This window comes from Chelativorans sp. (assembly GCF_031180965.1).
Lineage (GTDB): Bacteria > Pseudomonadota > Alphaproteobacteria > Rhizobiales > Rhizobiaceae > Chelativorans.
Genome location: NZ_JAPSLH010000017.1, coordinates 1 through 16,298, shown reverse-complemented (window position 1 = coordinate 16,298; position 16,298 = coordinate 1). Strand labels below are relative to the sequence as shown.

General features: G+C 65.6%; 13 protein-coding genes, 1 tRNA gene and 1 riboswitch. Of the genes, 9 read left to right on the top strand and 5 right to left on the bottom strand.

The window, feature by feature from the left end; translation table 11 throughout:
- Positions 1-3: 3 nt before the first annotated feature.
- The 3 genes from RIN79_RS13675 to RIN79_RS13665 all read right to left on the bottom strand — a co-directional run bounded on the left by RIN79_RS13675 (position 4) and on the right by RIN79_RS13665 (position 3,944).
- Entirely contained in the window at positions 4-1,161 is a 1,158-nt protein-coding gene (locus RIN79_RS13675; protein ID WP_309085224.1) for an ABC transporter permease, read from the bottom strand.
- Positions 1,162-1,172: 11 nt separating this feature from the next.
- Positions 1,173-2,210 (bottom strand): ABC transporter permease, encoded by a 1,038-nt coding sequence (locus RIN79_RS13670; RefSeq protein WP_309085223.1) that lies wholly within the window; start codon positions 2,208-2,210, stop codon positions 1,173-1,175.
- A gap of 81 nt (positions 2,211-2,291) precedes the next feature.
- Positions 2,292-3,944, bottom strand: a complete 1,653-nt coding sequence (locus tag RIN79_RS13665; protein WP_309085222.1) for an ABC transporter substrate-binding protein — start codon at positions 3,942-3,944, stop codon at positions 2,292-2,294.
- A gap of 274 nt (positions 3,945-4,218) precedes the next feature.
- Positions 4,219-4,420: riboswitch (cobalamin riboswitch) on the top strand.
- Positions 4,421-4,539: 119 nt separating this feature from the next.
- Here RIN79_RS13665 and RIN79_RS13660 point away from each other — a divergent pair.
- From RIN79_RS13660 to RIN79_RS13640, 5 genes are all read left to right on the top strand, one after another.
- Positions 4,540-6,453: a TonB-dependent receptor domain-containing protein gene (locus tag RIN79_RS13660; protein WP_309085221.1), complete on the top strand. Its 1,914-nt coding sequence runs from the start codon at positions 4,540-4,542 to the stop codon at positions 6,451-6,453.
- Between the two features lie 185 nt (positions 6,454-6,638).
- Entirely contained in the window at positions 6,639-7,406 is a 768-nt protein-coding gene (locus tag RIN79_RS13655) for an ABC transporter substrate-binding protein (RefSeq protein ID WP_309085220.1), read from the top strand.
- Positions 7,403-8,392, top strand: a complete 990-nt coding sequence (locus tag RIN79_RS13650; protein ID WP_309085219.1) for an iron ABC transporter permease — start codon at positions 7,403-7,405, stop codon at positions 8,390-8,392. Before RIN79_RS13655 ends, RIN79_RS13650 begins: the two co-directional genes overlap by 4 nt.
- Positions 8,392-9,171, top strand: coding sequence for an ABC transporter ATP-binding protein (locus tag RIN79_RS13645; protein WP_309085218.1), 780 nt, complete (start codon positions 8,392-8,394; stop codon positions 9,169-9,171). Before RIN79_RS13650 ends, RIN79_RS13645 begins: the two co-directional genes overlap by 1 nt.
- Positions 9,168-10,457, top strand: coding sequence for a TonB family protein (locus RIN79_RS13640; protein WP_309085217.1), 1,290 nt, complete (start codon positions 9,168-9,170; stop codon positions 10,455-10,457). Before RIN79_RS13645 ends, RIN79_RS13640 begins: the two co-directional genes overlap by 4 nt.
- Positions 10,458-11,159: 702 nt before the next feature.
- On the opposite strand, the gene RIN79_RS13635 is transcribed toward RIN79_RS13640, so the two are convergent.
- On the bottom strand, positions 11,160-13,265 hold the full coding sequence (locus tag RIN79_RS13635) for an OmpA family protein (protein ID WP_309085216.1): 2,106 nt from the start codon (positions 13,263-13,265) through the stop codon (positions 11,160-11,162).
- Positions 13,266-13,396: 131 nt separating this feature from the next.
- Here RIN79_RS13635 and RIN79_RS13630 point away from each other — a divergent pair, with 131 nt between their 5' ends.
- From RIN79_RS13630 to RIN79_RS13620, 3 genes are all read left to right on the top strand, one after another.
- Positions 13,397-13,840 carry a YcgN family cysteine cluster protein gene (locus RIN79_RS13630; RefSeq protein WP_309085215.1) on the top strand — a complete coding sequence of 148 codons (444 nt, stop codon included), beginning with the start codon at positions 13,397-13,399 and terminating at the stop codon, positions 13,838-13,840.
- A complete protein-coding gene (locus tag RIN79_RS13625; protein ID WP_309085214.1) occupies positions 13,837-14,253 on the top strand; it encodes a nuclear transport factor 2 family protein in 417 nt (138 codons plus the stop codon). Before RIN79_RS13630 ends, RIN79_RS13625 begins: the two co-directional genes overlap by 4 nt.
- Before the next feature lie 115 nt (positions 14,254-14,368).
- Positions 14,369-14,722 carry a hypothetical protein gene (locus tag RIN79_RS13620; protein WP_309085213.1) on the top strand — a complete coding sequence of 118 codons (354 nt, stop codon included), beginning with the start codon at positions 14,369-14,371 and terminating at the stop codon, positions 14,720-14,722.
- Positions 14,723-14,793: 71 nt separating this feature from the next.
- On the opposite strand, the gene RIN79_RS13615 is transcribed toward RIN79_RS13620, so the two are convergent.
- Positions 14,794-15,519: an SIMPL domain-containing protein gene (locus RIN79_RS13615; RefSeq protein WP_309085212.1), complete on the bottom strand. Its 726-nt coding sequence runs from the start codon at positions 15,517-15,519 to the stop codon at positions 14,794-14,796.
- A gap of 111 nt (positions 15,520-15,630) precedes the next feature.
- Here RIN79_RS13615 and RIN79_RS13610 point away from each other — a divergent pair.
- Positions 15,631-15,706, top strand: a tRNA-Ile gene (locus RIN79_RS13610).
- Positions 15,707-16,298 lie beyond the last annotated feature (592 nt).

The window sequence follows — 16,298 nt, the reverse complement described above, 5'->3', positions numbered from 1 at the left end:
CCGTCAATCCCTCAGCGACTGCTCGCGCAGCGCATCGGCGAGCAGGTTCAGCCCGAGTACGAACGACATCAGCGCGATGACCGGCGGCAGCGCCGGATGGATATGCGCGCGCAAGAGGCGGCTGGACTCCTTGATGGCCGTGCCCCAGTCCGGGCTCTCCGGCGCGAGCCCCAGGCCGAAATAACCGAGCGTGCCGAGCAGGATGGTCGTGTAGCCTATTCTCAGGCAGGTATCGACGATGAGCGGCCCACGCGCATTGGGCAGGATCTCCCAAAGCATGATGTACCACGCGCTTTCGCCGCGCGTCTGTGCGGCGGCCACATAGTCGCGCGTCTTGATGTCCAGGGTAAGCCCGCGCACAATGCGGAACACGCCGGGGCTGGAGGCGAAGACCACGGCGACGAAGATGTTGAGCTGGTTGGACGTGATGGAAATGATGCCCAACGGATCGGCGTCGAAGACGAGCCCCGCATAGACCCAGCCGCCGATGAGGAGCGTTGCGGCAAGGAGCGCCGCCAGAAGAGCCGGCCGACCGGCAAAGCGCGTGTAGAAGAGCGCCCCGAAGAAGATGATCGGGAACATGAAGAAGACCCCCGCGAGCCATTGCGGTATGGGCGTTTCCCGGATGCCGGGCGTGACCAGGAGATAGAAGAGCAGGATCACCGGGAAGGCGAGCACCAGATTGGCGAGGAAGGAGAGCAGGCTGTCGATCCTCCCGCCATAATAGCCCGCTGGGAGCCCGAGGGTGGAGCCGACCATCAGCGAGAAGAGCGTGGCCGCCGGTGCGATGACAAGCACGATCTGGCTGCCGAAGACCACGCGCGAGAAGACGTCGCGCGCCAGGCGGTCGGCCCCGAGCAGGAAGACCGCGCCGGAATTGGGATCGATCGCGCCCGGCGGCGCGTCCTTCATGATGGCGATCTGCTGCAGCGGATCAAAGGGCGCTATGACGTCGGCGAAGATGGCCGTGAACAGCCAGAAGAAGCAGATCATGAGGCCGGCGATGCCGACGCCCGTGTCGAAGAGGTGGCCGTAGAGCCCGAGATATCGTTTGAGGCTCAAGCTCAGCGCCAGGATAACGGCCAGCGCGATCCACACCGGCCAGAAGCGCGCGATGACGCCGAGGATGATCTGCAACGCTCCGATGGTCTCGTATTGCATCCGCCCCTCCCTTACCGCACGCGAATGCGCGGGTTGAGCAGCGCGTAGCCGACATCGGAAATGAGCTGCGTCGACAGCACCACGAGCACGGAGATCAGCGAGCAGGCGAGCAAGAGGTCGATGTCGTTATTGGCCGCCGCCTCCACGAGCGCAAAACCGAAGCCCTGGTAGCGGAACATCACCTCGACGATGACGACGCCCGTGAGCAGCCACGGGAACTGAAGCATGATGACCGTGAAGGGAGCGATCAGCGCATTGCGCAGCGCATGCTTCATCACCACCGCGTTGAAGCCCAGGCCTTTGAGCCGCGCCGTGCGGATATATTGCTGGGTCATCACCTCCACCATGGAGGCGCGTGTCATTCGCGCGATATAGCCGATGCCGTATACGGCCATGGTCATCACCGGCAGGGTGAAATTGTAGAATGTGATGCCCTGGTTTGTGGCCGAAGCGGCCGACCCGTTCAGCCATCCAAGCCACGAGGCAAAGACGATGGTGAAGATGACGCCGGAGACATATTCCGGAGTCGCCGTGGTCGTGATGGAGGCTACCGAAAGGGTCCGGTCCGTCCGGCTCCCCTCGCGCATGCCGGCCAGCACGCCGATGATCAGCGACACCGGCACCATCACCGCCATCACCCAGAACATCAGGATGCCGGTGGCCTGGATCGCCGGACCGAGCTTCTGCGCCACCGGCACCTTGAATTTGGTCGAGCAGCCGAAGTCGCCTTGCAGCACGCCGGAATAGCGCGCTTCCGCGGGCTCGCGGCAGAAGGCGAAGCGCGAGACAGCGGCCCCGGTCGCCGGGTCGACGTTGGGCTGCTTCGGCACGACGCCCAGCCATTGGCCGTAGCGGACGAAAAAGTTCTGGCGGTAGCCGTTCCTGTCGAGCCAGTTCTCCAGATCCTCGGCCGAGGAGCGCATGTCGAGTTGACTGATAGCGAGCTTCTTGAGGTTCGGCTCGAGATTGACGAGGAAGAACACCACCAGCGACAGGCACAGCATCGTCAGCGCCATGACACCAAGGCGTCGAAGGATGAAGCTCGCCAATATTCCCCTCCCCTTATTCAGGGGTCCTTACTGCTTTTTGGTGCGGAAGGAGCGCCGTTCGGCACTCCCTCCGGAAGGATGTCACGCCTCGTCAAGCCATGCTTTTTGCAGGTCGACCTCGAACGTCGGGTGGATCCTGTGGCCCTTCACCGCCTCGACCGAGTGGTTGTAGAGCTTGCGCCAGTAGGGCTGGATGATGATGCCCGCATCCTGGATATGCTGCTCGATATCGGCCATCACGGTGCGGCGCTCCTCCGGATCCGGGATTGTCAGCGCCTTGTCGATCAGCGCGTCGAGGTCCGGATTGGAGTAGGCGGATTCGTTCCACGCCTCGCCGCTGCGATAGGCAAGCGCCACCGCCTGGATGCCGAGCGGGCGCATGTTCCAGTTGGTCATGGACCAGGGATACTTCGTCCAGTCGTTCCAGAAGGTGGAGCCGGGCAGCACCTCGCGCTTCACCTTGAAGCCTGCCTCGCGCACCTGCGCGGCGATCGCGTCACCGGTATTCTTGTGCCAATCCTCGTCCACCGTGATGAGCACATGCTCGTGGTCCATTTGGCCGGCCTCCTCCATCAGCCGCTTGGCCTCCTCGATGTTGCGCTCGACCTTCGGTAGCTCCGCATATTCGGGATGGATCGGGCAGACATGGTGGTTTTCCGCCACCTCGCCGGCATTGCCGTAGCCGAGCGCAAGCACGGTCGCATTGTCCACGGCCAGCTGCAGCGCCCTGCGCACGCGCTGGTCGTCATAAGGCTTGTTGTTGACATTGGTGCGGGCAAGCAGCGTCGTCGCCGTCAGCACCTCGGTCTTGACCAGCCCGAGGCCGTCCAGGATGTCCACATAGTCGGCGGTGGTCTCGTAATTGGTGTGCACCTCGCCCGCTTCGAAAGCGCTCACCATGGCGGACGGGTCCGGCCCGTAGTCGATGAACTCGATGCCGTCGAGATAGGTCTCGCCGCCCCACCACTTGCCGTCCTCGCGCCGCTTCAGGACGACGCGGTTTCCCACCTCGTAGGAGACGAGCTCGAATGGCCCGGTGCCGATGGGATTGGCGACGAAGTCCCGGCCCGTCTCGTCAAAGGTCCGGTGCACGAGCAGCCCGGGATAGTCGGCAAAGCCCGGAATGATGGAAATGTCCGGCTTCTGCAGAGTGAGCTTGACGGTCTGATCGTCCACCTTCTCGATCGAGCCCTCGCGTGCCTTCTTGGTCTGCGGGTCGATCAGCGAGGCGAGCCGCGTCGCCATGGAATTGCCCTCGGCGGTCTGATCACACCAGCGCGTGATGTTGTAGACGACATCATCTGCCGTGAAGGGATCGCCGTTGTTCCAGGTGACGCCCTGCCGGACGCGCAACAGATATTCCGTGGCCTCCTCGTTCACCTCCCAGCCTTCCAGCAGCCTGCCTTCGAAGGTAAATTCGTGGGTGTATTTGACCAGCGGCTCGAGCGTCTGGCGCATCGCATTTGCGATCTCCGACCAGTCGGCAGTGCGCGGGTCCTTGGGATCCTTGATCCACATGGCCATCTTGAGCACGCCGCCCTTCTTCGGCTCCTGGGCCAAAGCGGGCGTCGGCAGGGTCAGCCCGGCCAGCGCGTATGCCCCGGCGGCGGTGGCGCCGAAGATGCTGGCGAGCGCCAGGAATTCGCGTCGATCCATCCTGCCCGCGCGCGCCTCCTCGCCGAGCGCAGCTATCCGCGCCGGAATGCGTCCGCCATTGCTCCTGAAGAATCTCATCGACGCTCTCCCCTCTTCGATTCCCGAATTCTTGATGCCAGCACCCGCTGGAGCCCTACCATTCCGCATTCGGGCCCCCTTGTCAAAAAGCCGACGTCGCAAGCGCAACATTCCTGCCAAAATTCCGGCAACCGGCGCATTGGGGACGCCGCGGATGTGGGAAATGTGGCGGAAATCTCGCCGACCCTGTCCGGCTTGCGACTGGGATCCTCCAGCGCGATTCCGCCGGCCATGTGCTTAGGGCTTGATTGACGGCATCGGACCGCCTTGGTAATTCTCGCTTCGTGCCAGAGGTGCCCCGCTTCAACCGCGGGGATAAAAGGGAATACGGAAGGGCTTTTTGGCCCCAACCGTAGCTGCTCCCGCAACTGTGAGCGCCGAGGTTCTCTCAATTGCCACTGGGCTATGCGGCCTGGGAAGGCGAGGAAACCGACGAAGCGCGAGCCAGGAAACCTGCCTCGGGTCGTCACCTTCCGGATGCGGGCAGCTTCCGGGGCTGTGGTTTCGCAGTGGTGACGGGCAAAGTCATCGCTGGCGGACCCACGGCCATTGGCCGTTCCCTCCAGCATCATCGGGGTATGTGCGGAGGGGAAAAATGACCGCATCACGTATAGCATCCAGCCTTCTCGCCGGCGCATCGGCACTTTCCATCATCCTCGCCACCGGCCCGTCCGGCGCCCAGGACATCGACCTCGGCGAAATTGTGGTGACGCCGAATCGGGCGCCGACGGAGTTTTCGCAGACCGGCTCCTCGGTCACGCGCATCGGCCGCGTGGAGATCGAGGAGCAGTCGCTTCCGCTCGTCACCGACTATCTCGACCTTGTGCCGGGCGTCGCCATCACCTCTCCCGGCGGACCGGGAACCGAATCCAGCCTCTCCATCCGTGGCGCCCCGCGCCGCTATGTGAAGACGCTTTATAATGGCATCGACATCTCCGATCCCACCAACACGCAGGTGCAGACCTCCTACCAGTACCTGCTTTCGGGCGGCCTCGACTCGATCGAAGTGCTGCGCGGCTCCCAGAGCACGCTCTACGGTTCCGACGCGATCGCCGGTGTCATCAGCCTTTCAACCCTGGGCGAAATCGAGCCGGGAGTGGCGCACATCCTTGCCGGCGAAGGCGGCTCCTACGGCACTGCGCGCGGGGCCTATGGGCTGCGCGCCGCCGACGAGCGCGCGCGCCTTTCACTCAATGTGCTCGGCCTCCATACGGACGGGTTCTCGTCTGCGGCCGCTGGAAGCGAGCGTGACGCTTACGACAATCTGACCGTAGATCTCGGAGCTGAATACCGGCTGAACGAGAACTTCTCCGTCTTTGGCTCCGGCCTTTATATCGACGGCGAAGCAGAATTCGACGACGCCTTCGGCGATCCGCCGCAAGACGATCCGTTCCACGCCAATGTCAACAGGAACCGGCAGATCGCCGGGCGCGCCGGCTTCAATCTCGATCTGATGGACGGCCGCCTCAAGAACAGTTTTGCCGTGCAGGGCTTTTCACTCGAACGGACCCTCCATACCGACTCCATGTTCGGCCCGTATGACGCGGACTATGAAGGAAGCCGGGCGAAGGTGGAATATCAGGGCTCGTTCCAAGCGGTCGATTGGCTGACCCTGCAATACGGTATCGATCACGAACGCCAAAAGGCGCGCTTCTTCGACAGCGCCGGTTCGCTTCCCATTGACGCCTCCACCTCGATGACCGGGGTCTGGGGACAGGGCATTCTGACGCCGACAGAAAACCTCACCCTGACGCTTGGCCTGCGCCATGATGAACACGAGGAGTTTGGCGGCGAGACCACATACCGCGTCTCCGGCGCCTATCTCATTCCCGAGACCGGCAGCAGGCTCCACGCATCCGCCGGTACCGGCTTCCGCGCGCCGAGCTTGTATGAGTTGTTTGCGCCGCCGCTCTCCATGGGCGGTGTTCCCGTCGGCAATGCCGCCCTCACGCCGGAGACGAGCGCCAGCTTCGACATAGGCATCGAGCAACGCTTCCTTGACAACGCGCTGGTGGCGGACCTCACCTATTTTCAGCTCGAAATCGACGACCTGATCGAATGTGTCGAAATACAGCCCTTCGAGTGCCAGTACCGGCAGATCGAAGGCACCTCTCGCATGCGCGGTGTCGAAGCCTCGTTCGCCTATGAGGTGAACCACCGCTTCACGCTCGGCGCCGCCTATACCTATACCCATTCGGTCGACCAGGAGGGTGAGCGGCTTCCGCGCGTCCCCCGGCACGCGATAGGCCTCGTCGCTTCCTACGAGCCCTTCGAAAAGTGGAGCGTCTCGGCCGCCGGCAAGCTTGCCGTCGATGTGGTGGACACCGACGGCGAGCCTCTCGATGATTACTTCCTGCTGAACGCGAAGCTCGCCTACAAACCTACTGAAGATACTGAGCTTTACTTGCGCGTGGAAAACCTGCTCGATCAAGACTACGAGACCGCTCGCGGCTTCAACACGGCGGATTTGTCGGTCTTCGCGGGCTTCAGGGCAAAATTCGGGCCGTGAAACCCACCTCCTCTCCATCTCGGCCTGACGCCCTCGATGGCTCTCCCTCTCGCTCGCAAGGGGGAGAGGTGCCGAGCAAACCGGGGTGGAGAGGAGGTCTCCTCAAGGCACTATACAGGACCTCCATCGCCTCCTTCACACTGGCGCTCTCTTGCTTATCAGCCATCGCTGAGCCCGCCCGCGTCATGTCGCTCAATCTGTGCACGGACCAGTTGGCCATGGCGCTCGCCGCGCCCGGCCAGCTGATCTCTATTTCCTTCCTGTCGCGCGACCCGATGCTCTCCCCCCTGTCGGAGAAGGCGACGGCCTATCCCATCAATCACGGCCGCGCGGAGGAGGTCTTCCTTGAGCGGCCGAACCTCGTGGTCACCGGCACCTATTCGCTGCAGAACACGACACCCCTCCTGAAGCGGCTCGGCTTTCGCGTGGAGGAATTCAGCTTCGTCCAGACGCTCGACACGATTCCCGGCGAGATCCGCCGCATGGGCGCGCTGCTCGGGCGCGAGGAGCGCGCCGAGGCCCTGGCGAGGTCTTTCGAGACGGAGCTTGCCGACATCGAAAGCCGCCGATGCGAGGCCCGCCCGACGGCGCTGGCCTATGAGCAAGCGGGGGTGGCGCTCGGGCGCGGCACGCTGGCGGACTCAGTGCTCGCTGCCGCCGGGTTCCGAAATCTGGCGAGCGAAGCCGGCATCGAGGGCATGGCGCCCTTCCCCCTCGAGCTGATCGTCGAGCAGAAGCCGGACATCATCATCACGCGCGCCGGCGAGGAGGATGCGCCCTCGCTCGGCGCCCGCGTACCGCATCATCCTGCGCTGCGGGCGTTTTCCGGCACGCGCATCGGCCCGTTCGTGCCGCGCGGCGCGTGGTCCTGCGGCGGACCTTTTGTGATCCAGGCGGTGAAGGCGCTTGCCGCGCTGCGGGAAGAGATCGCGCCGTGCGGGGAGGCGCGATGAGGCCGCTTGCCCTCAATGCCCTCCTCGGCCTCCTCGCGCTCGCCCTGTTCCTGGCCTCGCTGGCCGTCGGCCCGGCGGAGCTTGGACCTTCCGAAAGCGTGCGTGGCCTTCTTGCCGGCGGTAGCGAGGCGGCCGCCGTCATCATGCGCGAGATTCGCCTCCCGCGCGCCATTCTCGGCCTCGCCATCGGCTTCACGCTCGGCATCTCGGGCGCGGTGCTGCAGGGCTTCCTGCGCAACCCCCTCGCCGAGCCCGGCATCATAGGCGTCTCCGCCATGGCCGCCTTCGGCGCGGTCGCAGCCTTCTACACGGGCCTTGCGGGCAGCACGCTCTATGCGCTTCCGGCCGGCGCGCTGATCGGCGCGCTTCTTGCGGTCCTGCTGCTTCTGGCGCTCGCCGCCCGCAGCGGCTCGACGCTGACGCTCATCCTGGCCGGCGTCGCGCTCTCCAGCCTCTCGGGTGCGCTCACCTCCCTCGTTCTCAACCTCTCGCCCAACCCTTTCGCGAGCTACGAGATCATCTTCTGGCTCTTGGGCTCGCTGAAGGACCGCTCGATCGAGCATGTCTGGCTCGCCCTCCCCCTCATGGCCGGCGGCTGGCTGCTCATTGCCCTCTCCGCCCGCGCCATCGACGCCCTGTCGCTCGGCGAGGAGGCCGCGGCGAGTCTCGGCATTCACATGGCACGCACGCGGCTGCTCATCGTCGTGGGAGTCGCGCTTGGGGTCGGGGCGGCCACGGCCGTCGCCGGCACGATCGGCTTTGTCGGCCTGGTCGTGCCTCATCTCATCCGCCCGCTGACCAACCGCCTGCCCAGCCGCCTCCTCCTGCCTGCCGGTCTCGGCGGGGCTGCCCTGCTGCTTGCGGCGGATGTCGCAGCGCGTGTCGTCCTGCCAGCGGGCGAGCTCAATGTCGGGGTGCTGACCGCGCTCATCGGCGCGCCCTTCTTCCTCTGGCTGGTGGTGCGCTCCCGCCGGGAGGTTTTCTGATGCGCCTCGACATAGGAAATCTCGACGTATCGCTGTCGGGCCGCCCCGTGCTCCATGGCCTTTCCATGGCGCTTTCGCCCGGTGAAGTGGTGGGGCTGCTCGGCCCCAATGGCGCCGGCAAGTCCACCCTGATGCGCGCCATCGCCGGCCTTGTTGAAGCGCGGGGCGACATACGCTTTGGCGGGGACGATCTTGCGGCCCTCTCGCCAGCCGCCCGGGCGCGGATTCTTGCCTATCTGCCGCAGACGCGCATCGTCGGCTGGCGGCTCGCCGTACGCGATCTCGTGGCCCTTGGCCGCATACCCTGGCGCCGCTTCGGCGCCCCGCCAACGGCCGAAGACGAAGCCATTGTGGAGCGCGCGCTTATCCTCATGGACGTCGCCCATCTCGCCGAACGGCCGGCTTCGGAGCTTTCCGGCGGGGAGCAGGCGCGGGTCCTCGCCGCCCGCGCCGTGGCCCAGTCCACGCCCTGCCTGATTGCCGACGAGCCCGCATCCGGCCTCGACCCCGCGCATCAGATGATGATGATGCAGGCCTTGCGCCGCCTGGCCGGCGAGGGCCGCGCCATTCTCGTCTCGCTGCATGACCTCACGCTTGCCGCCCGTTGGTGCGATCGCGTCGTGATGCTGAGGGACGGCCGCATCGCCGCCGAAGGTCGCCCCGAGGCGGTGATGGATGCAGCGCGTCTGGCTGAAATCTATGGCGTCACCGCCCATGTCGCACGCGACGAGGGCGGCTTGATCCTGGCGCCGACGGGGCTTACGGGCGCCGCGCCATGACTGTCTGGCCGGAACACGCCCGCATGCGCGAACCTGCCGAGGCGGAGCCCGTTGCGTCCGCCCTGGAGGTGCCCTTCCGGACGGAGCACCCGCCTCCCGTCGAGCTCGACGCCGCCCCGCCCTCGCCAGATGCGGCGCCCGCCCTGCCCCCTCCGCCCGAGCCTGTGGTGCTGAGGCGAGGACGGCTCTATTCGGCCGGCATCCTCCTGGCGCTAGGCCTTTCCGCTCTGGTCCATGCCGGAGTGTTGACCTTCCTCCTCGACCGGCTGACCCGTCCGGGTGCGGAAGCGAGCATCGACGCCGTCAACGTCGCGATCATCCTCGAAACGCCGGAACCGAGAGCGCGCGCGGGAACGGAAGCTTCGATGCCGCGGGCCGAAAACACGCCCGCGGAGGAGAGGCCGCTCGCCGAGCCGGCACCAGAGCAAACATCGACTATCGGCTCGGCTAACGAAATCTCGACGGAAGCGACACCTACGCCGCAAGAACAAGCTGCCGCGCCGCCGACGCAGGCGCCCACAGAGACAGCCGAGCCATTGCGTGAGATTGCGCAAGAGCAATCGTCGCGGAACCCCGCGCCTGAAGAGCCGGTGCGGGAAGAGCCGGAGGAACTCCGGGATGCCAACCCTGCTACGCGAAAACCTGACGGTGCAACCGACCCTCAGGCGGTGGAGACTGCCCCCGAGGAGCCGCCGACCCAGCCTTCGCCGGAAGTGCCAGAACCTCGGACCGAAGTGATGGCATCGGTGCTCCTGCCCACCGAAGACATTCCTGTCCCGACGCCTCGGCCCGAACCGCCGAAGGCGACAAGGGTAAAGGCCCCCGAGAAAACCGCGCCTAAGCAGGCGCGCAGCCCGGCAAAGGCGGATCGGAAGCACCCGGCGGAGGGGCGCGCACGGGCTTCTAGGCCCGCTGCCACGGCGAAAAAACCAACTGGAAAACAGGCCAAGCCCGCCCAAAGGGCGTCGGCCGGCTCGGCGCCCGGCCGCAGAGGCGGCGCGACCGCGGGCGAACTCCAGGCCTATGCGAGGCGTCTGACCAGCCATGTGCAGCGGCATCAACGCTATCCGCCGGGGGTTACCGGCATTTCCGCTACGGTGCGCCTCGCCATAAGGCTCGGACCGCAAGGCAACTTTGTCGGCGCAAGCCTCGGCCGGAGTTCCGGCCATCGCGTCTTCGATCAGGAGGCGCTGGCCGCCGCCCGGCGCGCAGCGCCCTACCCGCGTCCTCCGAGCGGCTATAGGGGCGGCACGGTTTCCGTGAACCTGCGTTTCCAGCGGCGATAGGGAAGTCCTCGCCCGGGCCCGGCTGGATCGCGCTCCCGAACCTTGATTTCCGCCGCAAAGCGCCAATATCCGCATGACGTCCGAGCGGCGCTTCCGCATCTCGCAACTGATCCGTTTGGAGGAGGCCATGACCCCAAGCCCGCCGTGTCGGCAAGTGCGCGGCTCGCGCCTCCCAAGGTCCGGCATCCTCTTCGCAGCTGTCCTGCTCACCGCGGCGTTTTCCACAGCTGCCAGCCATGGGCAAAACCGGGCGCTTGGCGGACAGCGCCACCGCGTCATCGAGCCCACCTGCCCGACCGGCTCGGTTTTGATGGAAGGCCGATGCGCTCGTCCGCAAATCCACCCGCAATGCCCCCCGGGGACGGTGGGCTATTACCCGACCTGCCGCCCCGCGGTGCGCTCCGCCTGCCCTGCCGGAACTGCCGGCGTCTATCCCAATTGCCGGCCGACGCTGAGACGGCCGCCGCCGCTCGACACCCAACCGCCTATTGCGCCGCGGGTGGTCGTCCCGCGCGTTCTGTCGCCGCAAAGCCGCGCACGATAAGCATCTCGAGCCAGCCGAGTACCACGCCTGAATCCACACCACGACGAGAAAACCCCGCCGGCGGACCGGCGGGGCTTCTGCTTCGCTCATCGTGGTGCCCATCGGGCGGAGGAAATCCGGCCGGGCTCTTTCCTGCGGCCAGGGACCGCAGGGAAGCTCTACTGATTGCTCGCCACCGGAGCCACCAGCGGTGTGATGCGGCGGATCGCGACGCGGCGGTTTTCCCGTTCACGCTCCTCCGTCTTGATCTTCAGATACTGCTCGCCATAGCCCTGAGTGGCCAGATTTTCGGGCGGTATGCCAAAGACATTGCTGAGCGCCTCCGCCACCGCCTGGGCGCGCTGGTCGGACAGGGCAAGATTGGCTGTATCGGAACCCACGGCGTCAGTGTGGCCCTCGATCAGGAAGGTCTCCGCAGGGTTCTTTTCCAGCACTTCCAGCATCGCCTCAGCAACACCTTCGAGTTTCGGTATCTCGCTCTCGGCAATGCTGGCCGAGCCGAACTCGAAGTTGATCGTGTCGAGATCGATGCGCCGCACCATGTCGCGCACGCGTGCCGAGTATTTCACCTCGTCCAGGGAGTACAAGCGACGCACCGGTTCCACCGGCGGCTGCTCGAGGAACTCCACATAGCGCTGGGGATCCTCCACCCGTTCGGCCTCGAGGATGTATTCGCTGACCGGGATGGTAAGCCTCAGCGGCGGCAGCTCACGGCCCGGATCCTCAAAGCGGACGGTGCGGTCGAAGCGGTCCTCCGGCACATAGACCAGCACATATTCCCGCCCATCCGGCGTCACGCGCACGCGCCTCATCACATCGCCGTAGCGGTTCCGCACGGTGATGACGCGTGTCCCGTCGCGGCGTTCCACCACTTCCCGCACGCGGCCGCCGCGCAGCTCCTCGTACCAGACTTCGTCGTCGCGGCGGACGATCCGGTCATAATCCGGGCTCTCCACATAGATGCGGTTGTTGATCTCGACGATCGTCCGGTTGTCGTTGAACTCCTGCACCACCCGGACATCCTCGCGCGGCTGGAAGAGCTCGCGGCGGCGCACCACGCGATCCTCAGGCGTCTGCCCGAGCTCGATCCGCTGCCCCTCCTCCTGCACGAGCGCACGGATCTGCTCGCGCATCTGTTCGGGGTCGACAGCGTCCTTTTGCGCCTGCGCGTCCGACTGGGGCAGGGGTGCCGGTTCTGCTTGGGGCGCGGGCGCTGCCTGATCGGCGGGCTGCTCGGCCGGAGCAGCTTGCCCTTCGGTAGCGGGCTCTTTCGCCGGCTGGGCTTCCTTCTGACTGTCCAGCACCGGAGCGGCATTTTCAGGCAGTACTTCCTCGCCCTCCGTGGGCGCAACCTGCCCGGGCTGAATTACCTGGCCCGCAGCCGGCTCATCGGCGGTCTCGCCTTCGGCTCCACCCGGCTGCTCCGCCTCCTCGCCGGGAGCGGCCTCCTTGCCGGTCTCCGGCTCGGCTTCAAGCGTGGCGGGAGAATCGGGAGTGGGAGCCGCTTCGGCCGGCTCTTCCGCAGGCGCGGTCGGCTCGGCGGTCGGCTCTTCAGCCGGGGCTTCCTCGGCGGCAGGGGCGTCTTCAGCGGCAGGAGCCTCTTCGGCGGGACCTTCTTCTTCCGCCGCGGGCGTCTCGTCCTCGGCGGGGGCTTCATCCTCCGCTGTGGGCTCCTCGGCTGTCGGCGCCTCTGCCTCGGCCGGTGCTTCCCGAGTCTCGGGAGCCGCCTCCGGTGCTTCCTCCGTCGCGGGCGCGGCCTCTTCGGCAGGCGCTTCATCGGCGGGAGCGGCCTCCTCCGCCTGAGGCTCAGCCTCCTCGGCGGGCGCTTCCTCGGTGGGCGCCTCATCTTCCGCGGGAGCCGCCTCGGCTGGCGCTTCTTCGGCCGGCGCGGTGGGCTCTTCCTCCGTCACCGGCGCTTCGGGCTCAGGCTCGGGAGCAGCTTCGGGCTCCGGGGCAGGTTCGGGGGCTGCCTCGGGTTCCGGAGCCGCCTCCTCGGCAGGCGCCTCCTCAGCAGGAGCTTCCTCGGCCGGCGCTTCCTCGGCCGGCGCCTGCTGCTCCACCGGAGCACATCCGCCTTCGGCCGGCGCGGTTCCGGGCGGGCACTCGCCTCCGCCTGCACCTTCTGCCTGCGCCAGCATCAAGGGCCTCTCGCCCGCCATCCTCTCTGCGGCGCCAGGGCGCATGACGTCCGCCTGCGCCGCAAAGGGCGCGGCCATTAGCAGAGACAATGCGGTTCCTGCCAAAAACCGGTTCGATTTGGTCATTCTTTTTCCGCTCCTGGTGGGAATCCCTTCCGCTCGGTAAATTTGCGATCTGCCGCTTGGTTCCCGGAAGAACCGGGCCGTGTTCCTGTGCATGCTTGACCTCATTGCCGGTTGGGGCCACATCCTGGCCAATGGAAGCTTTTTGGAAAACGAAGCCGCTCGAGGCGATGAGCGAGGCAGAATGGGAGTCGCTCTGCGACGGCTGCGGCAAGTGTTGCCTCGCCAAGCTGGAGGACGAGGACACCGGCCAGATCCACTGGACGAGCGTCGCCTGTCGGCTCTTCGATGCTGCCTGCTGCCGCTGTACCGACTATCCCGGGCGTCTTGCCCGGGTTCCCGATTGCGTGCGGCTGACGCCGCAGAATGTGCGCGAGCTGACCTGGCTTCCTTCCACCTGCGCCTACCGTTTGATCGCAGAAGGCAAGGACCTTGCCTGGTGGCACCCGCTGGTCTCCGGACGACCGGAGACCGTGCACGAGGCGGGCATTTCCATGCGTGGCCGCATCAGCGCGCATGAGGATGAACTCGCCGAGGTGGAAGAGTATTTCGAACACGTCCTGGAGGAGGAACCGTGAGCGAAGCCGAAACGCGCGATCTCGTCGCACGCGCCTTCGCGGCGCTGAATTCAGGAGACGTCGAGGCTCTCCTCTCCTGCCTGTCGGAGGACGTCGCGCTCGACCTGCCCGGCCAGGGGCGCGAGATCGGCCGCGATAGGGTCCGCTGGCGGCTGGCGGGCCTTTCCCGCCACTTCCGCGCAGCGGCCGCCGATCTTGCCGTCATGACCGCTCCCGGCGGTCTGCGCGCGGCCGCCGAGTTCACCCTGCGCGGCACATACAATGCCACGTTGGCGGGCCTTCCGCCGGCGGGCGGACAGCCGTTTCGGATTGCCGCCGGCATCTTCCTCGATGTCGACGATGATGGCCTCATCTCGCGGATCACTGCCTGCTACGACGCTTCCATGTTGGTTTCGGAGTTGTCAAAGAGCTGAAACCCACCTGAACCCAGCATGAACGCGGGGTTCGGCACCGGTTCAGATGCGCCGTCGCAATCTCCCGTCATTCGCTTCGGCGATTGGCATCGCAAAACCAGAACGGGAGATCACCATGTTCCGCAAGATCAAGATCGCAGCCCTATCCGCCCTCATGGGCCTCGGCACCCTCGCCGCAGCGCCCGCAACCGCCCAGGCGGATGGAGTCTATTTCAGCTTTGGCGGCCGCGACGCTCGGGGCGGTGTCTATATCGTAGACCGCGATCGTCACGACCGCCGTCCTCCGCGCCGCTTCGCCTCCTGCTCGCCGCGAGATGCCGTCGAGAAGGCGTACCGGATGGGCCTGCGTAACGTGCGCGTGACGCGTGCGAACAGGAATACGATCCGCGTGACCGGTCGCACGCGCTTCGACCGCGCCAGCATCGTGTTCGCCCGCGCGCCGCGCTGCCCGGTGATCCGCACAAACTGAGCGCAGCCCGGCAATCCGAATCGAAACGCCGCCGGTAAGCCGGCGGCGTTCTTCGTTCGCAGCCGGCCAGACTAGTTCTGGTCGAGTTCGAAGGTGACGTTCACCTGGACCGTATAGCTGTTCTCGCCGGCTTCCACGGGCACCGAAGCATCGGCCGCCGCTTCCATGCGCATCGCCTTGGCGCCGAGCGGCATGGGCGGCGGCGAGCCCATCATGTTCTCCGAGATCTCCAGCACGTCCCCGAGCGCCACACCCGCAGCCTCCGCCAGGATGCGCGCCTTGACGACGGCATCCTGGATCGCGCGCTTGCGTGCTTCGTTCAGCGCCGCATCCGGATCGTCATTGGTGAAGGAGATATAGCCGCCCTGATTGACGCCGAGATTGACCGACCGGTCCAGGATCTCGCCCACTTTCGCAAGATCGCGGATGCGGACCGTGAGCCCATTGGTCACCTGGTAGCCGGTGATCCGCGGCTTCGGCTCGCTGTTCTGGCTGTCGGGATAGACATATTGCGGCTCGACGGCGAGCCCGCTGGTCTGCAGATCGCGCGCCTCGATCCCCGCTTCCTTCAGCGCCGCCACCACCGCGGTCATGGCCTGGTTGTTGGCGTCCATGGCCTCGCGCGCGGTATCCGCCTGCCGCACGACGGCGAGCCGGATCACCGCCATGTCCGGAGCAAGTTTCGCCTCGCCCTCCCCGATCACCGTGATCTTCGGCTGCATGGTCTCCTGCGCCCCTGCTGGCAGCGCCGCGGCGAAGGAAATGGCGAGCGCCAGCGGGATGGAGGAACGGATCATGGCAATCTCCTGTGATTGTTGAAGCCGCGACTCAGTAGGCGCGGATTATGAACTGATTGCGGCGCCCCGCTTGTGCCTCAAGCGAAACTTGATTAAGTCGTTAGCTTGGCCGGGCCTGTAGCTCAATGGTTAGAGCCGGCGGCTCATAACCGCTTGGTTGGGGGTTCGAGTCCCTCCGGGCCCACCAAAACGATTGATTTTTCGCCGGCTTTTGCCGACCTTCAGAAGCGGACATCGCGGTGACAACCTCTGCGAGGTGAGGGTTGTTGTGCTGACTTCCTTCTTGGCGCAGGGATGGCCATTGGCGCAACCACGTAACGAATTGGCGAGCTCAGCGCAAACCAGTATTCTTGATAAACATTCACTCACGCTCTGGCGCCAATGCACTTGAACTGGGTGCCGCGACGGCATTGGAATCGGTCGTGTCAGGTAGCATAGTTGCTTGAACAAGCTTCACCCGGCAGGCGGGGCAGAGTTGAACCTTTGTTTCCTCGGATCCGGGTTCAGGAGATGAGACGGTGACCCAGCGGTAGCCGTCGTTCGCCTTGAGCAGCCTTTCTTCACCGCATCCATCACAGGTCCATAATTTCGTCTGACACGTTCCCGCCGCCACCCCTGAACCGTCGCCTTGCAAAAAGATGCCCCCGCCGCGTTTGCGGCGGGGGCAGATGCGGTCAGAATTTTCCGACGACATTGAGGAAGACGCCCTGGTCGTCGAGGGTAAGGTCTCTGAGGTCGTCGGAGAAGGAGCCGAAATTGTAGCCGAGGCCGACCTTGAA

Coding starts and splice junctions, on each gene's coding strand:
- RIN79_RS13675 (WP_309085224.1), bottom strand. CDS start 1,161: ATGCAATACGAGACCATCGGAGCGTTGCAGATCATCCTCGGCGTCATC.
- RIN79_RS13665 (WP_309085222.1), bottom strand. CDS start 3,944: ATGAGATTCTTCAGGAGCAATGGCGGACGCATTCCGGCGCGGATAGCT.
- RIN79_RS13660 (WP_309085221.1), top strand. CDS start 4,540: ATGACCGCATCACGTATAGCATCCAGCCTTCTCGCCGGCGCATCGGCA.
- RIN79_RS13655 (WP_309085220.1), top strand. CDS start 6,639: ATGTCGCTCAATCTGTGCACGGACCAGTTGGCCATGGCGCTCGCCGCG.
- RIN79_RS13650 (WP_309085219.1), top strand. CDS start 7,403: ATGAGGCCGCTTGCCCTCAATGCCCTCCTCGGCCTCCTCGCGCTCGCC.
- RIN79_RS13645 (WP_309085218.1), top strand. CDS start 8,392: ATGCGCCTCGACATAGGAAATCTCGACGTATCGCTGTCGGGCCGCCCC.
- RIN79_RS13640 (WP_309085217.1), top strand. CDS start 9,168: ATGACTGTCTGGCCGGAACACGCCCGCATGCGCGAACCTGCCGAGGCG.
- RIN79_RS13635 (WP_309085216.1), bottom strand. CDS start 13,265: ATGACCAAATCGAACCGGTTTTTGGCAGGAACCGCATTGTCTCTGCTA.
- RIN79_RS13630 (WP_309085215.1), top strand. CDS start 13,397: ATGGAAGCTTTTTGGAAAACGAAGCCGCTCGAGGCGATGAGCGAGGCA.
- RIN79_RS13620 (WP_309085213.1), top strand. CDS start 14,369: ATGTTCCGCAAGATCAAGATCGCAGCCCTATCCGCCCTCATGGGCCTC.
- RIN79_RS13615 (WP_309085212.1), bottom strand. CDS start 15,519: ATGATCCGTTCCTCCATCCCGCTGGCGCTCGCCATTTCCTTCGCCGCG.